Source organism: Kitasatospora sp. NPDC005751 (genome assembly GCF_040630835.1).
Lineage (GTDB): Bacteria > Actinomycetota > Actinomycetes > Streptomycetales > Streptomycetaceae > Kitasatospora.
This window is the reverse complement of sequence record NZ_JBEXYC010000011.1, coordinates 1-18,665: the sequence shown is the minus strand read 5'-3', so window position 1 is coordinate 18,665 and position 18,665 is coordinate 1. Positions and strand designations below refer to the sequence as shown.

Here is an 18,665-nt window from a genome sequence, read left to right as displayed (position 1 = left end):
GACCTCCGGTACGTCCGGACGGCCGGAAACCGATGTGACCCGGATCACGGAAATCACCCACCGGAACCGCGTAAGCGCGACCGCCCCGCCCGACTCTCTCCAGTGAGGCCGCCCCACCCTCCACAGCCGCCACCCCGGCCTCATGCCACCGCGAAGACCTCACTCCCCCAGAAAGGGCGCGCCGTGCACGCCACCGTCGAAGAGACCGTCCAGGCCCGTCTGATCCTGTCCGCCCACCGGTCGGTCCGGCTGCGGGTCGCCCTCGGCTACCGCCGGGAGGACCCGCTTGCCGTCCGGATGGGCTTCCCCGCCGAGTTCTCGCTGGACGAACCGGGCGACGGCGCCGGGCCGGGCTCCGGCCGGGACGCCGGCCCGGACATCGAGTGGGTCTTCGCCCGGCAGCTGCTGTCGGCCGGCCTGGAGCTGGCCGCCGGCGACGGCGACGTCCACGTCCGGCCGGCCCCCGGCCGGCGCACCATGGTCGAGCTGCGCGCGGCCGAGGGCACCGCGCTGGTCCGGTTCGACACCGCCGACCTGCGGCGCTTCCTCTGGCACAGCCGGCTGGTCGTTCCCGAGGGCGAGGAGCACCGCCACCTGGACGCCGACCGCGCCCTCGCCGAGCTCCTGGGCTGACCGGCGCCGGCGGGGGCGGTGGCGCGCCCGCCGGCGCCCGCCCGGGGCCGAGGCCCGGGCGGGCGTCCCGGCGGGCCGGGAGCGGAGCGGTTCAGGAGGAGAGCCGGCGCATCAGCCGGACGCCCTGCGCCGCCGTCAGGTGCGGCAGGTAGGCCTTCCCTATCGCCCGGGTGATGCTGGGCAGCGCCGCCGGATCGGGGTACGCCATGTACAGCGGCCGGTACTCCGGCTGGAACTTCGCCTTGAAGGCCAGCAGGGAGCGGAACCCGTAGACCGGCTCCAGGACCCGGCCCATCCAGTCCAGCGTGCGCTGCAGCCCGGTGGGCGGCGCGTCCTGCCCGGAGCGGGCCAGGGGCGCGCCGGAGAGCGAGACGAAGCGCGCGCCCTCCTCCTTGAAGCCGAGCGCGGCCGAGGCGATCAGGAACTCCGTGACCCCCCGGAAGCCGTCCGAGCGGCGGCGCATGAAGTCCAGCGTCCAGCCGACCGGCACCCCGTCCTCGTAGACCGGCATCCAGCTGGTCAGCCCGTGCACGACGCGGTCGCCGTCGACGGCGACCAGCAGCCGGACCGCCGGGTCGTCCAGCTCCTCCAGGCCGCCGAGGGTGAAGCCCATCTCGGGCAGGCCCTTCTCGGAGACCCACTCCTCCGAGATCGAGCGGATCTGGTCGCGCAGGGCGAGCGGCGCGTCGTGGTAGGCCCACCACTCGGCGGTGATGCCCTGCTTGCCCGCCTTGTTGAGGGCGGTCCGGATGTCCTGCCACTTGCGGCCGGTGAAGGCCAGTCCGGGCAGGGCGACCACGGTGTCCTCCGCCACCTGGAGCGAGCGCCAGCCGAGCTGCCCGGCGGCGTCGCTGGTCTCCGGGGTGACGCTGTAGAAGCAGGGCGTCCAGCCGCGGGTGTCGCAGTACCGGGCGAAGCCGGCCACCGCCCGTCGTCGGGCCTCCGGCTCGCCGAACGGGTCGCCGGTGGTCAGCGCCACGGTGGAGAGCACCCGGTAGGCGACGGCGGCCCGGCCCTCCTCGTCGAACCAGTAGTGGTTGCCGTCCCAGGTGGTGATGAAGGACAGCGTGCCGCCGCCGTGCGCGGTGAGCAGCGCGCGGGCGCGGGCGGCGTCCTCGGCGTCGGCGTGCACCACCGGGCGGCGGAAGGCGACCAGCAGGGTGGTCAGCGCGACCACCCAGAACGCCAGGCCGCAGTACGTCTCCAGGAGGCGGGCCGGCGGGCCGACCGCTATCGGGTAGTCGGGCAGCAGGTCGTTGTAGGCGGGCGGCAGGAACTGCGCCGGCAGTCCGGCGACCAGGCCGCCCACCCCGGCGCGGGGGTCGAACTCGCCGGCCACCAGCCGGCCGAACCCCACGTACGCGGCCGCCGCGGCCAGCGCCGCCCCGCCGGTGACGAGGGCGAGCCGGCGCAGCACCGCGGCCGGCAGCCGCAGCCCGAACCGGTGCCGGGTGGCCAGCAGCAGGCCGGTGGTGAGCAGCGGCAGCAGCAGCGCCTCGACGAAGTACTGCACCACGTCGCCGGCGCCGGTGCCGGTGCCGGCGAACAGCCAGAGCAGCAGCGCCGCCCAGAGCAGTTCGGTGGCGACGGTGATCCGCCAGGCCAGCCGCAGGCCGCGGCGCAGGCCCTCGGCGAGGACCAGCAGCAGGGCCGGGAAGAGCGCGGCCATCAGCCGCGCCGGGGTGTCGAATATCCGCTCGACGGCGTGCGCGCGGGCGCAGTCGTGGGCGGACATCGCGCAGAAGTCGGCGACCTCGTCCGGGGAGAGCCGGTGCGAGAAGTACAGCTCGGAGAAGGTGTTGAAGGGCCCCGCCGCGTTGTCGTACAGCGAGGCGACCAGCGGCCCGAGGGCGGCGGCCACCAGGCAGAGCGCGACCAGCACCCGGGTCTCGGTGTGCGAGGAGCGGTGCGGGCGCAGCTGCCATCGGCGCCGGGCGAGCAGCGCGCCGATGCCGAGGCCGAGCAGCGCGCCGGCGCTGCGCTGCACGCTCTGCAGGTGGCCGACGTACAGCGTCATCACCAGCGGGACGAGCACCACCAGCAGGTGCAGCCGGCGGCGCCAGAGCACGGTGAGCCGGTAGCCGAGCACGCCGGCCAGCGCGAACAGGCCGACGACCGGGCCGGTCGCGGTCTGGTCGTCGACGGCGAGGGTCCACTGCTCGCCGGCCCGTGCGCCGAAGGCGACCAGTCCGGTGCCGAGCAGGGTGCCCAGCACCTGCCCGCCGACCAGCACCAGGAGGGTCCGGCGCCGGCCGAGCCGGCTCTCGGCGGCCGGGCCGACCAGGAGCAGCAGCAGGCTGGTGAAGACGTACGAGCCCGCGCTGGAGCACCAGAGCAGCGAGGTGAACGGCGTCCACCAGCGGCCCTCGCCGAGGGTGGGCAGGCCGACGCCGATCTGGGCCAGCAGGCCCCGGGAGGGGCCGCCGGCCAGGCTGCCGGTGGCGGCGCCGACCGTCCAGAGCAGGCCGAGCAGCGCCAGGGTCAGCGGCGCGGCGCGCAGCCGGTCGGCGATCCCGGTGACGGCCTGCCGCCCGGGCTGGGGGGCCGGCTCGGGGGCGGTCGCCACCGGTACCGGCCCGGGGCCGTGGTCGTGCGCGCGTTCACGCTCGCGCTCGCGTTCGCGGGCGGCGACGACCGCCGGAGCCGCGCTGAGCCGGATCACCGGATCAATCCCGTCTGTTGGGCCAGCCACGGCAGTTGGTCGACGATTCCGGGCCGGAACACCACCCAGCCGTGCCCACCCGGCATCAGATCGAACCTCGCCTTCATCCCGGCGTCGAGCGCCGCCTGGTAGACCTTCTCCTGCTGCGGGCGGAACTCGCCGTCGGTGCGGCCGACGACGATCGCCGCCGCCGTGTCCGGGAACCGCTTGCGCCGCATCACCTGCAGCGGGTCGATCGCGTCGAACTTGGCGTGGTCACCGCCGAAGGCGGCGGCGACGGTCTGCTCCCGGGTACCCAGGGTGGGTTCCTCCTGCCCGGACATGTCGAGGAACGAGCCGTAGACGTCGGGGGCGTTGACGGCCATCTGGAGCGCGCAGGTGCCGCCCATCGAGGCGCCGCCGATGGACCAGGAGCCCCGGCCCTTGGCGGCCTGGAGGTGCTGGTGCACCCAGTTCGGCACGTCCTCGGCCAGGTAGGTCTGCACGTTGCCGAGCTTGGAGTCCATGCAGAGCGTGTTGTTCCAGATCGACCCGAGCTGGTCGGGCATCACCACGATCGGGGCCAGGCCGTCGTGCTCGGCGGCGAAGGCGTCCAGCGCCTCGTTCACCTGGCCGCCGAGCACCCAGTCGCCCGGGTTGCCGGGCTGGCCGGTGACCAGGACCACCACCGGCAGCAGCGGGCGCGGGCTGGCCTGGTAGGCGGGCGGCAGGTAGATGTACGCGTCGCGGGCCTTGAAGCCGGACTTGCCGCCCGGTATCGGCTCGATCGAGACGGTGCCCTTGGCGGGCAGCCCGGGCGGCGCCTGCCAGACGTCGGCGAGCACCTTGCCGGGGGGCGGGCTCACCGTCCGGGCGTCGAAGCCGGTGGTGAGGCCCTGGGTCTTGGAGAGCCAGGGCGCGAGCATGACGCGGCCGCTGGGGTACTGGCCGAACCCGCGGTTGACCTGGGAGGAGGCCATCAGCAGCACCAGCGCTCCGGCGGCGACCGCCAGCAGCTTGCCGCGCCGGCCGAGCCGGGGCATCCGGAAGCCGGCCAGGCAGAGTCCGAGGAGCGCGACGGCGATCCACCAGGTGACGTAGCGGGGCAGGCCCTCCGGGAAGGGGTGCCACCAGTCGTCCACGACGACGTCCAGCACCAGGCTGAGCGCGGCGGCGCTGAACAGCGCGGCGGGCAGCCGGCGGTTCCACCAGCTTCGGCCGCGGGCCAGCGCGAGCAGGAGCAGCGAGCCCCAGCCGGCGACGAGCACGGCGAGCGGGATCGGGCCGTGCGTCAGCGGCCAGTCGATCGGATTCCATTGGACGGCGAGCGTGGCGGTGGTCATGTACGTGTCCCCGGCCGGGTGGTGTCGGCCAGGAATCCGTAGGCGACCACGTTTCCCTGGTAGCCGTGTTCCTCGCTGTACCCGCCGCCGCACGTGATCACCCGGAGCTGGGCGTCGGCGGCCTGGCGGTACACCCGGTCGTCCGGGAAGTCCTTTCGGTCGTGCACTTCGATGGCGTAGAGCTGGTAGACGGCGGTCGCGCCGTCCTCGCGGGCGATCTCGATCCGGTCGCCGCGGTGCAGCGCGCCCAGATGATAGAAGACGGCGGGCCCGCTCTGGTTGTCGACGTGCCCCGCGAGGATCGCGGTGCCGCGCTGACCGGGGGTGGCGCCGCCGCGGTACCAGCCGGCGAGGTTGCGGTCGGCCGCCGGGGGCGTCTGGAGGCGGCCGTCGCCGTCCAGTCCGAGTCCGGTGACGGGGGCGTCGAGCTTGACGGCGGGGATCCTGATCCGGGTCGGGGCGGAGGGGCCGAGCGGGGGGACGACGGAGACCGGGGCGAAGCCGGAGAGGGACTGTCCCGCACCGGGGGCCGGAGGCAGTGCGGCGTGGCCCCCGTCGTTCAGCAGCCAGGCCCCGAGGACGATCGCGGCGCCGACCGCCAGGGTACCCGGCCACGGGCTCCTGCTCTGCTGGGCGCCCACCCGGCGCTCCCCTCTGCTGACAGCTCGATCGTTCCTGAGAGTTTCCTGGGAACAATTCAACCGGATTGGACCTTAAGGCACGTCCATACGATGGTCCTATCGACACCCCCCGATCGGCAGGGCTACCGGCCCGATCCGTGCTCCGGGTAGGGGGGCGAACACGGGGAGAGACCGGATCCCGCCGGACGGACCACTCCCGAGTCCACCTGCATGACCATCGACAATCTCGGACACCTGTCCGGTTGCACCAATCGGGCGATCAGTTGCGACCGTTCGTGGTGGATCACCGACCGATCGTGTCCGCATGCCATGCTGACCCCGTTCACAGGCCTATCACCGCACTTGTCCGACCGGGCGCCTCCGGTCCGCCGCACGCCCCACGAACGGAGTGACCATGGACGCTCTCTCCCGCCGCACCCTACTGGCCGCCGGAGCCGCGACCGCAGCCGCCCTCACGGCCGGCTGCGGCACCAAGGGCGGCGCCGGCGGAGCGCAGGCGGCGACCCCGGAACCGGCCCCGGCCAGCCCCGCGGCGGACCACGCCGGCCCGGGCTCCGCACCCCCGAAGGCCCCCGTCACGCTGATCGGCGACGGCTCCACCTCGGACACCGGTGCGCAGCCGAACCAGCCCGCCGTCGAGCCGCTGAAGCTCGGCGAGCGCCCGCCGCAGTTCGTGGTCTTCTCCTGGGACGGCGCCGGCGAACTGGACAACGGCCTGTTCCGCCGGTTCCGCCGGCTGGCGCAGGAGCACAACGCGTCGATGACCTTCTTCCTGAGCGGCCTCTACCTGCTGCCCGAGGCCAAGAAGGACCTCTACCGTCCGCCGCAGCACAAGGTCGGCGCCTCCGACATCGGCTACCTGTCGGACCAGCACATCCACGACACCCTGGAGAACCTGCACGCGGCCTGGCTGGAGGGGCACGAGATCGGCACCCACTTCAACGGGCACTTCTGCGGCGCCACCGGCGTCGGGCAGTGGTCGCCGCAGGAGTGGGACAGCGAGATCCAGCAGGCGATGGACTTCGTCACCAACTGGAAGACCACCACCGGCTTCACCGACCTGCCGGCGCTGCCCTTCGACTACCGCAAGGAGCTGATCGGCAGCCGCACCCCGTGCCTGGAGGGCCAGCGCAACCTGCTGCCGACCGCCGTCAAGCGCGGCTGGCGCTACGACAGCAGCGGCAACGGGACGCAGGTCTGGCCGCAGAAGATCCAGGGCGGGGCGCTCTGGGACCTCCCGCTGCAGTCCATCCCCTTCCCCGGGCACACCTTCCAGGTGCTGTCGATGGACTACAACATCATGTTCAACCAGTCCGGCAGCAACACCAAGGCCGACCCCTCGCTGCACGCCGCGTACCAGACCCAGGCCAGGGACTCCTACCTGATGGGCTTCGAGCGCGCCTACAACGGCAACCGGGCGCCGTTCGTCATCGGCAACCACTTCGAGCAGTGGAACGGCGGCATCTACATGAACGCCGTCGAGGACGCGCTCAAGGAGATCGCCGGCAAGCCCGGGGTGCGGCTGGTCTCGTTCCGCCAGCTGGTCGACTGGCTGGACGCCCAGGACCCGGCGGTGCTCCGCAAGCTGCAGGGCCTCGCCGTCGGCCAGGCGCCGACCGGCGGCTGGGAGACCTTCCTCGGCTCCCCCGCGCCGGCCGGTGCCGCCGCCGGCTGACGCTACGCCGTCTTCCGGACCCGGCCGCCGAGCAGCGCGCCCACCAGCGCCACGCCCGTCATGGTCAGGAAGATCACGGTGAACGCGCCGACCGAACCGGAGCCCTCGGCGCCCCCGTGGGCGGCGGCCACCGAGCCGCCGCCCAGCGCCGAGAAGAGCACCCCGGACAGCCCCACCAGCAGGACGTTGCCGAGCGCGTCGCTCATCTGCAGCGAGGCGGAGTTGGCCCCGGCGTCCTCGGGCGTCGACAGCTTCATCATCAGCACGCTGACACTCGCCACCGTCAGCCCCATCCCGATCCCGCCGACACCCCAGGCCGCCGCCGCCACCCAGGCCGGCACCGCCGGGACCAGCACCAGCGCCGCCCCCGCGATCGCCACCGCCGTCAGCAGGAAGCCCCAGCGGATCATCGCCTCCCGGTACGGCTCCGCGCCCGGCCGGCCCTGCAGCCAGGAGCCGAGCGCCCAGGAGAGACCGCCGCTGGTCAGGGTCAGACCGGCCAGCGTCGGCGACAGGCCGCGCTGGGTCACCATCATCAGCGGGATGAACGCCTCCGCCGCGAAGAACGCCCCGGCGGCCACGCCGCGCAGCAGGATCACCGTCGGCAGCCCGCGCGCGGCCCGCAGCGTCCCGGCCGGCAGCAGCCCCAGGACGGCGGGCACCAGCAGCGCCACCCCCGCGAACGCCGGGAGCAGCCCGATCAGGTCCAACCGCTGGCCGGCGTACTGCAGCAGACCGGCGCCCAGGGCCGCCATCGCGGCCATCCTGCTCCGGCGGCGGTCGAACTCCGCGCCCTTCAGCACCGGCTGCTCGCGCTCGGAGCGGCGCAGCGCCGGCCCCATCACCGCGAGCGGCAGCAGGATCAGCACCGGGACGGCGAGGAACACCCAGCGCCAGCCCAGGTGGTCGGTGACGGCGCCGGAGACCACCGGGCCGACGATCGAGGGCAGCACCCAGGCCGAGGAGAAGGCCGCGAACACCGACGGCCGCAGCCGCTCCGGGTAGGCCCGGCCGACCACCACGTACAGCGCGACGATCACCAGCCCGCCGCCCAGGCCCTGGATCGCCCGGCCGGCCACGAAGACCCACATGCCGGGCGCCGCCCCGGCCACCACCAGACCGGCCCCGAACACCGCGATGCCGGTGAACAGGGGTCGCAGCGGACCCCGCCGGTCGCACCACTGGCCGGAGACCACCAGGGCGAACAGCGTCGTGGTGAAGTACCCGGAGAAGGCGAAGGCGTACAGCGGGAGCCCGTCCAGCTGGCGGGCCGCCACCGGCATCGCGGTGTTGACGGCGGTCGCCTCGAAGGCGAGCAGCAGGACCACCGAGACGATCCCCAGGGTCAGCGCCCGGTAGCGGCCGGTGAGCACGCCGCCACCGGGGTCGGTCTCGTCGGGGGGTGTCGGGCCGGAGTCGACCGAGGTGGCGGAGGCTGTGGTCATGGGTCATATCGTAAGGCCCGTAGGGCACCATGACCCCTGACCGGTGGACCGGTTCCGCGTGGTCCGCAGGGCCTGGGACCGGGGCCCCGGCCCGTGGGGCGACCCGCTCAGTGCAGCACCTTGAGTCCCACCACGCCGGAGACGATCAGCAGCAGGCAGCCGATCCGCGCCGCGGTGACCGCGTCCCCCAGGACGGCCATGCCGTAGAGCGCCGTACCGACCGCGCCGATGCCGACCCAGACCGCGTAGCCGGTGCCGATCGGGATGGAGCGCATCGCGTACGCCAGACCGCCCATGCTGAGCGCCAGCGCGACGGCGAAGACCACGGTGGGGACGAGCCGGGAGAAGCCCTTGGACGAGTCCAGGGCCACCGCCCAGACGGTCTCCAGGACACCGGAGACGATGAGAACGAGCCATGCCATGACGAGGGACCTCCGCAGTCAGCAGCGGCCGGGTTGCCGCTGTGCTGCGCCGTCTTGTCGTCACCGGGTACGACGCGCTCGTCCGGAGTGGCCGGAGTCCGGCCACCTGCTTTCGACGGTAGCACGACCCGCCACACAGAATTTACACAAGGACATTGACGGGCCGCCCGCCATTCCGCCAAGATGAATTCACCAACACGGCGAACGACGACAGGAGTCGGCAATGAACAGGAAGACGGTGGCCCTTCTCGCGCCCCGCGCCTGTGCCGCGGCTCCCCGGTGTTGTCGCGCCTGTCGCTGTTGCCGCCACGCCTGAGCGCATCTGCGAAACAGCTCCTCCCACGGCCGTGTGCCCGAGTGGTTTAGGGAACCGCCTGCAAAGCGGTTTACACGGGTTCGATTCCCGTCATGGCCTCCACCGAAATGAATGCGCCGGTCCGCGAAGAATTCGCGGACCGGCTGTTCGGCGTTCTCCCGGCCGGATATTCCGGGCCCCCGGAGTACCGCCGGGAATTCACCCCGGGGGCGGGGCGGGTGCCCCGCCCCGCGGTCAGCCGGCGACGGCGTCCTCGGGCCGGATCGGCAGCCGCCCGACGGGCAGGCCGGTCGCGGCCCGGACGGCGGCGGCCACGGCGGCCGGGGCGACCACCGCGGGGGCCGCGCTGACCGCCTTGGCACCGAAGGTGGCGACCACGTCGCGCTCCTCGACCAGGGCGGCGATGCGGACCTCCGGGGTGTCCAGGGCGGTCGGCAGCCGGTAGCCGGTGAGCGAGGGGTTCAGCAGCAGGCCGCCCTCGGTGCGCAGGTCCTCCAGCAGCGCCAGCCCCACGCCCTGGGCCACGCCCGCCTCGATCCGGTCCTCGATCTGACGCGGGTTGAGCGCCCGGCCGACGTCCTGGGCCACCGTCACGTCCACCACCCGGACCGCGCCCAGCTCGATGTCCACGTCCACCACCGCGCGCATCGCGCAGAACGCGATGGAGACGAAGGCGTCACCGTGCCCGGCCTCGTCCAGCGGCTCGGTCGGGTGCGGGCGGCACTGCGCGGTCGCCCAGAGCTCCTTGCCCTCCAGCGCCTCGGCGACCGGCATACCGAGCACGCCGTCGTAGGAGGTGATCTTTCCGTCGGAGATCTGCAGCAGCTCGACCGACATCCCGAAGTCGGCGGCGATCGGCTGGAGCAACTGGTGGCGGACCATCAGCGCGGCCCGCTCGACCGCGCCGCCGGAGACCCAGGTGTGCCGACCCCGGGCGGCGGGCCCGGCGATCGACTGGTCGCTGTCGGCCGGTGCGATGTAGACCTCGTTGATCCCCAGCACCGACTGCACGATCTGCCGCGCCAGGGTGGCGAAGCCCTGCCCGGAGTCGACGGCGGCGCAGATCACCGTGGCGTGGTCGCCGCTGACCCGCACCGTCGCGGTGGAGACCTCGTCCTCGCCCTCGGCGCCCAGCATGTGCACCATGCCGACCGCGTAGCCGATGCCGCGGCGCACCGCCGCCGGGTCGCCGGCTCCGCCGGGCCCGCCCGGCAGCAGCCACTCGGCGTCCGGGTCGTCCACCGGCAGCGGGGGCAGCGGCTCCTCGGCGACCGCGTCCAGCAGCGCGGCCACCGGCGCGGGGCAGGTGACGGCCTGTCCGGTGGGCATCGGGTCTCCGGTCGCCATCGCGTTGCGCCGGCGGATCTCCACCGGGTCCACGCCGACCCGGGCCGCCAGCTGGTCCAGCTGCGACTCGTAGGCGAAGCAGGCCTGCAGGGCGCCCTCGCCGCGCATCCGGCCGGCCGGCGGGTTGTTGGTGCGCACCGCCCAGGCGTCCACGAAGACGTTCGGGCAGACGTAGGGCCCGACCGAGAAGGCGGTGGCGGCGGCCAGCGCCTCGGCCGAGACGTCCGCGTAGGCGCCGCCGTCCAGCAGGATCTGCGCCTCCACCTTGACCAGCTTGCCCTCGGCGTCGGCGTGGTGGCGGTAGCGCAGCAGCGCCGGGTGGCGGGAGGTGTGGGTGTGGAACGACTCCTCGCGGGTGAGGGTCATCTTCACCGGGCGGCCGGTGCGCAGCGCCAGCAGCGCCAGGGTCACCTGGAAGGAGAGGTCCTCGCGGTCCGAGGTGGCGCCGGGCACGCCGGTGACCACCAGTCGGACCCGGTCCGGCTCCAGGCCGAGGCAGGCGGCGGTGCGGTCGCGGTCGCCGTGCGGGTCGGTGGACGACAGGTGCAGTTCGACGCCGCCGTCCGGGCGCGGCACGGCCAGACCGGCCTCCGCGCCGAGCGGCGCCGGGTCCTGGCGGCCGACCTGGTAGAGACCCTCGACGATGACCTCGCCGGCCGCGTCCGGGTCCCCGGTGCGCAGCGGCAGGTGCCGGAAGAGGTTGCCGTCCGGGTGCAGCGGGCCGGCGGTGAAGGCCTGCTCGGGATCGGTCACCGCCTCCAGCGGCTCGTACTCGACGGTGATCAGACCGACCGCCAGCCGGGCGGTGTCCGGGTGGTCGGCGGCGACCGCGGCGACCGGCTCGCCGTGGTGGCGCACCACACCGGCGGCCAGCACCGGCCGGTCCGCGACGATCGGCCCGGCCGGGGCGCCGTCGGGGGTGCCGTCCGGCCCGGGCGGCAGGTCGGCGGAGGTGACCACCGCGTGCACGCCCGGCAGCGCGAGCGCGGCCGAGGTGTCGATGCCCCTGATCCGGGCGTGCGGGTGCGGGGAGCGCAGCACCGCGCCCCAGAGCAGGCCCTCGGCCCAGAGGTCGGCGGCGTACGGGTAGATGCCGAGCGCCTTCGGCAGGGCGTCGCTGCGCAGCGGGGAGCTGCCCAGCCCGAACGGCTCCCGTGCGCCGCCCTCGTCGCCGTCCTGCTGGGGTGCTGCGCCGATGTCGGTAGGCGACGTCATGATGCGTGGTCGTCCTCGGGGAGCCGGATGCCGTGGGCGGGGGTGGCACCGTACGGGACGCCGGCGGGGGCGACGCCCTCGACCGGGACCCCGTGCGGGGGCGTGTGCGCGTACGGCGTGCCGTGGGCGGGCGTGCCGTCGTACCCGGCCCCGTTCGGGGCCGTGCCGTCGAACCCGCCGCCGGGGGCCGGGATGCCGTGCGCCGGGGTCTGCTCGTAGACCGGGCCGTCGTACGGGGAGGCGTCGTAGCCGGACTGCTGCGGGTAGCCCCCGTCCGGGTAGCCGCCGGGCAGGTAGCCACCGGGTGCGGGGGCGCCCTGGTAGGGCTGCTGCTCGGGGTAGCCCTGCGGCGGGTAGTAGCCCTGCCCCTCGCCGGCCGCCTGGGCGGGGATGCCGGTGACGGGGGTGAGCACCGCGGTGTCGTACACGCCGGTGTCGTAGCCGCCGTGGCCCTCGGGGGCGCCGTAGGGCACGCCCGGGCCCGCCCCGCCGGTGGCCGGGGCCTCCTCGACGGGCGGCTGCGGGGCGTGCGGTTGCGAGCCGTGCGACTGCGGGACGTGCTCGATCCAGGCGTCGGCGTCGGTGTAGACCGGCAGGTCGGCGACCCGGGCGGCCGGCTCGGGCGCCGGTGCCCCGCCCGCGGGGGCGTCGCCGGCGGGCGCGGCCGCCCCGGCGGCCGCCGCGTGGGCCTCCTCCGCCTCCTCGGCCTCCAGGGCGCGGGCGTCGGCGACGGACTGCACCGCGGCCAGCACGCCCCGGTAGCCGGTGCAGCGGCAGAGGTTGCCGCAGAGCGCCTGGCGGGCCTCGACCTCGGTGGGCCGGTGGTTGCGCTGGAGCAGGTCGTGCACGGCCATCGCCATGCCGGGCGTGCAGTAGCCGCACTGCACCGCGCCGGACTCGGCCAGCGCCTGCTGGACCTCGCTGGCGCCGCCGCCGGCCGAGAGGCCCTCGACGGTGTTGATCTCGCTGTCCGCGGCCAGCGCGGCGGGCACCAGGCAGCCGGCCACCAGCTGGCCGTCCACCTGGACCGAGCAGGCGCCGCACTCGCCCTGCTCGCAGCCGTCCTTGGCGCCGGCCAGCCCGAGCCGCTCGCGCAGCACGTACAGCAGGCTCTCGCCGATCCAGGCGTCGGTGACGGGCCGTTCGAAACCGTTGACCCGCAGGGTGTACGAGGCGCAGGGGCGCAGCTCGCGGCTGACCTGCGGCGCGTGGTCGAACGGGCCGGCGTCGAGGGTTCCGATGGGGTCAGTGGTCACTTCAGCGCCCTTCCCAGTGCCCGGCGGGCCAGCACCGATACGGTACGCCGCAGCCGAACGGCGGCCGCGCTCGGCCCCTCGGTCACGGCCTCCCAGGCGCCCTCGGCGCCGTAGCTGTCGGGTACGCACGCGGCGGCCACGTACTCGCCGAAGGCGGCCGTCGCGGTGGGGTCGATCTCGCGGCTGCCGTCCCAGTCGATGCAGCCGGCCACCCAGGCCTCGGCCTCCAGCGGGCGCAGCGGCACCGGGGCGACGGCTCCGACGGCGCAGCGCACGGCGCGCCGGGCGGGGTCGAGGACGAGCGCGACGGAGGCGGTGGCGCGGGCCGGGCCGCTGCGGCCGGTGGCCTTGAGGAAGACCTGCGGGGCGTGCAGCAGCGGGACGCGCACCCAGGTGAGCAGCTCACCGGGGCGCAGCGGGTCGAGGCCGGTGAGCAGGTGGCTGACCGGGACCTCGCGGGTGGCGCCGGCCCGGGCGAGGGTCGCGGTGGCCTCCAGCGCGGCCAGCACCGGGAGGGTGTCGCCGGCCGGCGCGGCGGTGACGATGTTGCCGCCGAGGGTGCCGACGTTGCGCACCTGCGGGGGGCCCGCGGTCCGGGCCGCGTCGGCCAGGGCGGGGATGAGGGCCGCGAAGTCGGGGCGGTCCATCCGGGCGTGGGTGAGCCCGGCGCCGAGCACGGCGGTGCCGCCGTCCTCGTAGCGCCAGCCGCGCAGCTCGGTGATCCGGCCGAGGCCGATCAGGGCCGCGGGGCGCAACCGCCCGGCGTTGACGGCCTCCATCAGGTCGGTGGCGCCGGCCACCGGCACCGCGGCCGGGGTGGCGGCCAGCGCGTCGACGGCCTCGTCGAGGGAGGCCGGCAGCATGATCGTCCGGTTCACCTGGGTCCCACCGTGCTCCACTTGCTCATCGATCGCCTGCCGCCCGCGGCCCTCGGCCGGGGTGTCCGCGTCGGCAGCCCGGCCTGGCCCGTAGGGTACGGGCGATCGGGCCGGGTTGGGCAACTCTGGCACACAATGCTCGATGATCATTTCGGGGCGGGCGAACGGAACTGCCCGATTGAGACGCATACCGGGCGGTATCTGCTCCGGCCCGAAACCGGACCGGAGCAGATGTTCATCTGTTCTTGACGTCGGATGACCACTCAAAAGTTCCCGGTCGCCATGGAGCCCGGTGGCCGATCGTGGTCAGACCGCCGGCGGCGCACCCTCGATCGGACGGCCCGCCACCCCGGGCCGGCGCTGCCAGGGGTGCGGCCCGTCGACCGGGCGGTACTCGACGCCGAGCGCGTCCAGCACGGCCCGGTGCGACTCCATCCGCCGCTCGAAGCCCGCGTAGTCGCGCTCGGCCGGGTCGGCGGGCAGCGCGGACCAGGCCACCTCCGAGAAGGCCGCGAGCCGGGGGAAGGCCCGGTAGTCGACGTCCCGGGCGCTGTCCATGAACTCGCTCCACAGGTTGGCCTGGGTGCCGATCACCCGGCGGGCCGCGGCTTCGTCGAGCTGCGCCGGCACCGGCTCGAAGCGGTACACGTCCTCCAGGGTGCGGACGAAGCCGACCGGGACCGGCTCGTCCTCGCCCGGGGCCTGCCGGTGGTCCAGGTACACGTGCTGCTCGGGGCACATCACCACGTCGTGCCCGGCCTGCGCGGCGGCGATCCCGCCCCCGTAGCCGCGCCAGGAGGAGACCGCCGCACCGGGTGCCAGCCCGCCCTCCAGGATCTCGTCCCAGCCGATCAGCCGGCGCCCGCGCTCGGCCAGCCAGCGGTCGAAGTGCCGGATCACCCAGCTCTGCAGCTCGTCCTCGTTGCTCAGCCCGAGCTCCTGGATCCGCTCCTGGGCCGCGGCACTGTCCTTCCACTGCTCCTTCGGGCACTCGTCGCCGCCCAGGTGGACGAACTCCGACGGGAAGAGCTCCAGGACCTCCTCCAGCACCCCCTCGAAGAAGCGGACGGTGGCCTCGGAGGGGTTGAGCACGTTGTGACTCACGCCCCAGTCCGTCCACACCCCGAGGGCGGCGGTGTCCACCACGTCGGTGTTGCCCAGTTCGGGGTAGGCGGAGATCGCGGCCTGGGAGTGACCCGGAAGGTCGATCTCCGGGACGACGGTGATCGCCCGTTCGGCGGCGTACGCGACGATCTCGCGCAGGTCGTCCTGGGTGTAGAAGCCGCCGTGCGGGCGGTCGTCGCGGCGCTGGGCGGAGCGGTAGCCGACCATCGAGCGCTCCCGCCAGGAGGCCAGCTCGGTGAGCTTCGGGTAGCGCTTGATCTCCACCCGCCAGCCCTGGTCGTCGGTCAGGTGCAGGTGGAGCACGTTGAGCTTGTGCGCGGAGAGCTGGTCGATGAAGCGCAGCACGTCGGACTTGGGCAGGAAGTGGCGGGCGACGTCCAGCAGCGCGCCGCGCCAGCCGAAGCGGGGGGCGTCCTCGATGTCGACGCCGGGCAGCACCCAGCCGGTGTCGCGCAGCGGCGCCCGGCGGTAGGCGTCCGGGCCGAGCAGGCGGCGCAGGGTCTGCGCGCCCCAGAGCGCGCCGGCCGGGCCGCCGGCGGTGACCACGGCGCGGCCGGGGCGCACCGAGAGCCGGTACGCCTCACCGGCCAGTGCCGCGTCGTGGACCAGTTCGATGCCCTCGCCGGGCCGCCCGGGACCGAGCGGCAGTCCGGTGGCGGCGGTCAGCGCGGTGCGCAGCCACCGCTCGGCCCCGGACAGCTCCGGCGGCGCGGTCAGGGTGGTGGAGCGGTCGAGGGGGAAGTCCTGGTCCTGGAGGCGGACGGAACTCAAGGGGGCGGGAATGAGGTCCATTCCGCCATCCTGCCCCCGGCCCGGTCAATTGGCATAGACCACTTTGCACAATGCCGCACAGTGCAAAACGGCACCGTGCAGAACAGCGCAGTGCAGAACGGCGCAGTGCAGAACAGCGACGTGCGGAACGGTGCCGTGTGCGGACGGGTCGGCGCCGTCCCGGGCCGGGCGGCCGGGCTACTTGTCGTCGCCGCCCTTGCCGTCCTGGGGCTTGCCGATGCCGTCGTAGATCTCCTTGCACATCGGGCAGACCGGGTACTTCTTCGGGTCGCGCCCGGGCACCCAGACCTTGCCGCAGAGCGCCACCACGGGAGACCCGGAGAGCGCACTCTCCATGATCTTGTCCTTCTGGACGTAGTGCGCGAAGCGCTCGTGGTCGCCGTCCCCGTGGGACACCTGGGGGACGGGCTCGACCAGGGTGCCGGTGCCGAGGCCGCGCTCGGGCTCAAGAGTGCTCATAGGTGCCAAGTCTATGGGCGCCCCGGGAAACCGGGCCAGTGTCGCGCCGGCGGCCGCGCCCGCGGGGCCGCCGCGGGCGGCGCGGACCGGCCCGCCGGCCGGCCCTCGGGTCAGTTCAGCGTGGGGTCGTCCGGGTACGTCGCGAGCAGCGCCAACGGGCCGCGCTGGCGGCGCAGCACGGCGCGCCACAGCCGCTCCGGCTCGGGGCTGGAGATGTCCCCCGGCTCGCAGTCGACCAGGTACCAGGCCCCGGTGCCCAGCTCCGCCTCCAGCTGCCCCGGCGACCAGCCCGCGTACCCGGCGAAGATCCGCAGGCCGCCGAGCTCACCGGCCAGCACCTCGGGCGGCGCCTCCAGGTCCACCAGGCCGATCGCCCCGTGCACCCGGCGCCAGCCGAGCGGCTCCACGGTCTCCGGCTCCCCCGGCGCCACCGCCAGGCCGAGCGCGGAGTCCAGCGCCACCGGCCCGCCCTGGAACACCACGGCGGGGTGCCCGACGAGACCGCCCCAGCCGTCCAGCACGCTGCCCACCTCGACCGGCGTCGGCCGGTTGAGGACCACACCGAGCGCCCCCTCGGCGTCGTGGTCGAGGAGGAGCACCACCGCCCGGGCGAAGTTCGGATCGGTGAGCACGGGCGTAGCGACGAGCAATCGGCCGGTGTGCGACCGGCCTCCGTGCGTATGGGCCGCCGTCATGTCTCACATGATCCCGCAGAACCACCGGGGCCGGACACCTCGACGCGAAGCCGGCCGGCGAGGGGCCGCCACCCGCCGCGGACGGCGGCGCGAACACCCGTACGGACGCACCGGCGGGCGCGACACCCCCGGACGGGAGCACCATCACGGGAGAGGCAGACGGGAACCACCGATACGCCTACTACCATCTACTGATGGTGGACGCCCTTATGCGGTGCCGACTCGGTCACGCCGGGGGCCCGAGCGCGCCCGTACGACCGGTCCACCGCCCGGCTCCCACCCGGAGCCGCACCCACTCCTCTGGCACCCCGGATTGCGAGAACGATGACCGACGACGTCCTGCTGGTCCACGGCGGAAACCCGCTCGAAGGCGAGATCCGCGTCCGCGGTGCGAAGAACCTGGTCCCCAAGGCCATGGTCGCCGCCCTCCTCGGGCAGGGCCCCAGCAGACTGCGCAACGTCCCGGACATCCGCGACGTCAAGGTGGTCCGCGGCCTGCTCCAGCTGCACGGGGTCACCGTGCGCACCGGTGACGAGGACGGCGAGCTGATCCTCGACCCCTCCCACGTGGAGAGCGCCAACGTCGCCGACATCGACGCGCACGCCGGCTCCTCGCGCATCCCGATCCTCTTCTGCGGCCCGCTGCTGCACCGCCTCGGCCACGCCTTCATCCCCGGCCTCGGCGGCTGCGACATCGGCGGCCGCCCGGTCGACTTCCACTTCGAGGTGCTGCGCCAGTTCGGCGCCAGCATCGAGAAGCACCCGCAGGGCACCTACCTGGTGGCCCCGCAGCGCCTGCGCGGCACCCGGATCGAGCTGCCCTACCCCTCGGTCGGCGCGACCGAGCAGGTGCTGCTCACCGCCGTCCTCTGCGAGGGCGTCACCGAGCTGCGCAACGCGGCCGTGGAGCCCGAGATCGTCGACCTCATCTGCGTGCTGCAGAAGATGGGCGCGATCATCACCATGGGCACCGACCGGACGATCCTGATCACCGGTGTGGACGAGCTCTCCGGCTACAACCACCGCGCCCTGCCGGACCGCCTGGAGTCCGCCTCCTGGGCCTGCGCGGCGCTGGCCACCAAGGGCGACATCTACGTCCGCGGCGCCCGCCAGCTGGAGATGATGACCTTCCTCAACACCTTCCGTAAGGTCGGTGGCGCCTTCGAGGTGGACGACGAGGGCATCCGGTTCTGGCACCCGGGCGGCGAGCTCAAGGCGATCGCCCTGGAGACCGACGTGCACCCCGGCTTCCAGACCGACTGGCAGCAGCCGCTGGTCGTCGCGCTGACCCAGGCGACCGGCCTGTCCATCGTGCACGAGACGGTGTACGAGTCGCGGCTGGGCTTCACCGGGGCGCTGAACCAGATGGGCGCGCACATCCAGCTCTACCGCGAGTGCCTGGGCGCCACCCCGTGCCGCTTCGGCGCCCGCAACTTCCTGCACTCCGCGGTCGTCTCCGGCCCGTCCAAGCTGATGGGCTCCGAGCTGGTCATCCCGGACCTGCGCGGCGGCTTCTCGTACCTGATCGCGGCGCTGGCGGCCGAGGGCACCTCGACCGTCCACGGCATCGACCTGATCAACCGCGGCTACGAGAACTTCATGGAGAAGCTGCGCGACCTGGGCGCCCACGTCGAGCTGCCCAACGAGCGGCTGGTCACCGCCTGACCCGGCGGCCGGGTTCCCTTCGGGGAGCCCTCCGGCACTTCCACTACACGGACTCCGACGTACCCGACGGTGAGGACCTCGCCACCCTGGTCCGCCTGGTGGGGGAGGGGCGGCTGA

Annotated in this window: 13 protein-coding genes, 1 tRNA gene, 1 pseudogene and 1 riboswitch; of the genes and pseudogenes, 4 read left to right on the top strand and 11 right to left on the bottom strand. The window is 74.1% G+C overall.

The genetic code is table 11. The features are described 5' to 3' along the window. The first annotated feature begins 183 nt into the window (after positions 1-183). Positions 184-633, top strand: coding sequence for an SsgA family sporulation/cell division regulator (locus ABZ497_RS13535; protein ID WP_329487866.1), 450 nt, complete (start codon positions 184-186; stop codon positions 631-633). Between the two features lie 91 nt (positions 634-724). Here the strand turns inward: ABZ497_RS13535 and ABZ497_RS13530 are convergent, their stop codons facing one another. The 3 genes from ABZ497_RS13530 to ABZ497_RS13520 are packed head-to-tail and all read right to left on the bottom strand — an operon-like array spanning position 725 to position 5,258. Continuing rightward, on the bottom strand, positions 725-3,295 hold the full coding sequence (locus ABZ497_RS13530; protein WP_359804899.1) for a DUF2156 domain-containing protein: 2,571 nt from the start codon (positions 3,293-3,295) through the stop codon (positions 725-727). Beyond that, complete coding sequence (locus ABZ497_RS13525) at positions 3,292-4,617, bottom strand: alpha/beta hydrolase-fold protein (protein ID WP_359804897.1); 1,326 nt, start codon at positions 4,615-4,617, stop codon at positions 3,292-3,294. The genes ABZ497_RS13530 and ABZ497_RS13525 overlap by 4 nt, the downstream gene beginning before the upstream one ends. Beyond that, the gene (locus ABZ497_RS13520; protein ID WP_329487869.1) at positions 4,614-5,258 is read right to left on the bottom strand and encodes a class F sortase; all 645 of its coding nucleotides are present in this window, start codon (positions 5,256-5,258) and stop codon (positions 4,614-4,616) included. Before ABZ497_RS13520 ends, ABZ497_RS13525 begins: the two co-directional genes overlap by 4 nt. Positions 5,259-5,652: 394 nt before the next feature. Here ABZ497_RS13520 and ABZ497_RS13515 point away from each other — a divergent pair, with 394 nt between their 5' ends. Then, positions 5,653-6,933 (top strand): hypothetical protein, encoded by a 1,281-nt coding sequence (locus tag ABZ497_RS13515; RefSeq protein ID WP_329487870.1) that lies wholly within the window; start codon positions 5,653-5,655, stop codon positions 6,931-6,933. Positions 6,934-6,935: 2 nt separating this feature from the next. On the opposite strand, the gene ABZ497_RS13510 is transcribed toward ABZ497_RS13515, so the two are convergent. Continuing rightward, the gene (locus ABZ497_RS13510) at positions 6,936-8,378 is read right to left on the bottom strand and encodes an MFS transporter (RefSeq protein ID WP_359804895.1); all 1,443 of its coding nucleotides are present in this window, start codon (positions 8,376-8,378) and stop codon (positions 6,936-6,938) included. Between the two features lie 107 nt (positions 8,379-8,485). Next, on the bottom strand, positions 8,486-8,800 hold the full coding sequence (locus ABZ497_RS13505; protein ID WP_329487872.1) for an SMR family transporter: 315 nt from the start codon (positions 8,798-8,800) through the stop codon (positions 8,486-8,488). A 43-nt stretch (positions 8,801-8,843) separates the two neighbouring features. Continuing rightward, a riboswitch (guanidine-III (ykkC-III) riboswitch) is annotated at positions 8,844-8,909 on the bottom strand. 234 nt (positions 8,910-9,143) lie between these two features. Between ABZ497_RS13505 and ABZ497_RS13500 the strand changes: the two genes are divergently transcribed. Further along, positions 9,144-9,218 (top strand) — tRNA-Cys (locus tag ABZ497_RS13500). Positions 9,219-9,350: 132 nt separating this feature from the next. Here the strand turns inward: ABZ497_RS13500 and ABZ497_RS13495 are convergent. The 6 genes and pseudogenes from ABZ497_RS13495 to ABZ497_RS13470 form a co-directional block, all read right to left on the bottom strand. Then, positions 9,351-11,678, bottom strand: coding sequence for a xanthine dehydrogenase family protein molybdopterin-binding subunit (locus ABZ497_RS13495; RefSeq protein WP_329487873.1), 2,328 nt, complete (start codon positions 11,676-11,678; stop codon positions 9,351-9,353). Between the two features lie 728 nt (positions 11,679-12,406). Next, positions 12,407-12,853, bottom strand: a pseudogene (locus ABZ497_RS13490) ((2Fe-2S)-binding protein); the annotation flags it as partial. A 77-nt stretch (positions 12,854-12,930) separates the two neighbouring features. Further along, the gene (locus ABZ497_RS13485; RefSeq protein WP_329492115.1) at positions 12,931-13,797 is read right to left on the bottom strand and encodes an FAD binding domain-containing protein; all 867 of its coding nucleotides are present in this window, start codon (positions 13,795-13,797) and stop codon (positions 12,931-12,933) included. 321 nt (positions 13,798-14,118) lie between these two features. After that, entirely contained in the window at positions 14,119-15,729 is a 1,611-nt protein-coding gene (locus tag ABZ497_RS13480) for a beta-N-acetylhexosaminidase (protein ID WP_329487874.1), read from the bottom strand. Between the two features lie 177 nt (positions 15,730-15,906). Next, positions 15,907-16,188: a DUF3039 domain-containing protein gene (locus tag ABZ497_RS13475; protein WP_329487875.1), complete on the bottom strand. Its 282-nt coding sequence runs from the start codon at positions 16,186-16,188 to the stop codon at positions 15,907-15,909. 110 nt (positions 16,189-16,298) lie between these two features. Continuing rightward, complete coding sequence (locus ABZ497_RS13470; protein ID WP_329487876.1) at positions 16,299-16,883, bottom strand: YqgE/AlgH family protein; 585 nt, start codon at positions 16,881-16,883, stop codon at positions 16,299-16,301. 324 nt (positions 16,884-17,207) lie between these two features. Here ABZ497_RS13470 and murA point away from each other — a divergent pair, with 324 nt between their 5' ends. Then, positions 17,208-18,548: a UDP-N-acetylglucosamine 1-carboxyvinyltransferase gene (gene murA / locus ABZ497_RS13465; protein WP_329487877.1), complete on the top strand. Its 1,341-nt coding sequence runs from the start codon at positions 17,208-17,210 to the stop codon at positions 18,546-18,548. The last annotated feature ends 117 nt before the right edge of the window (positions 18,549-18,665 follow it).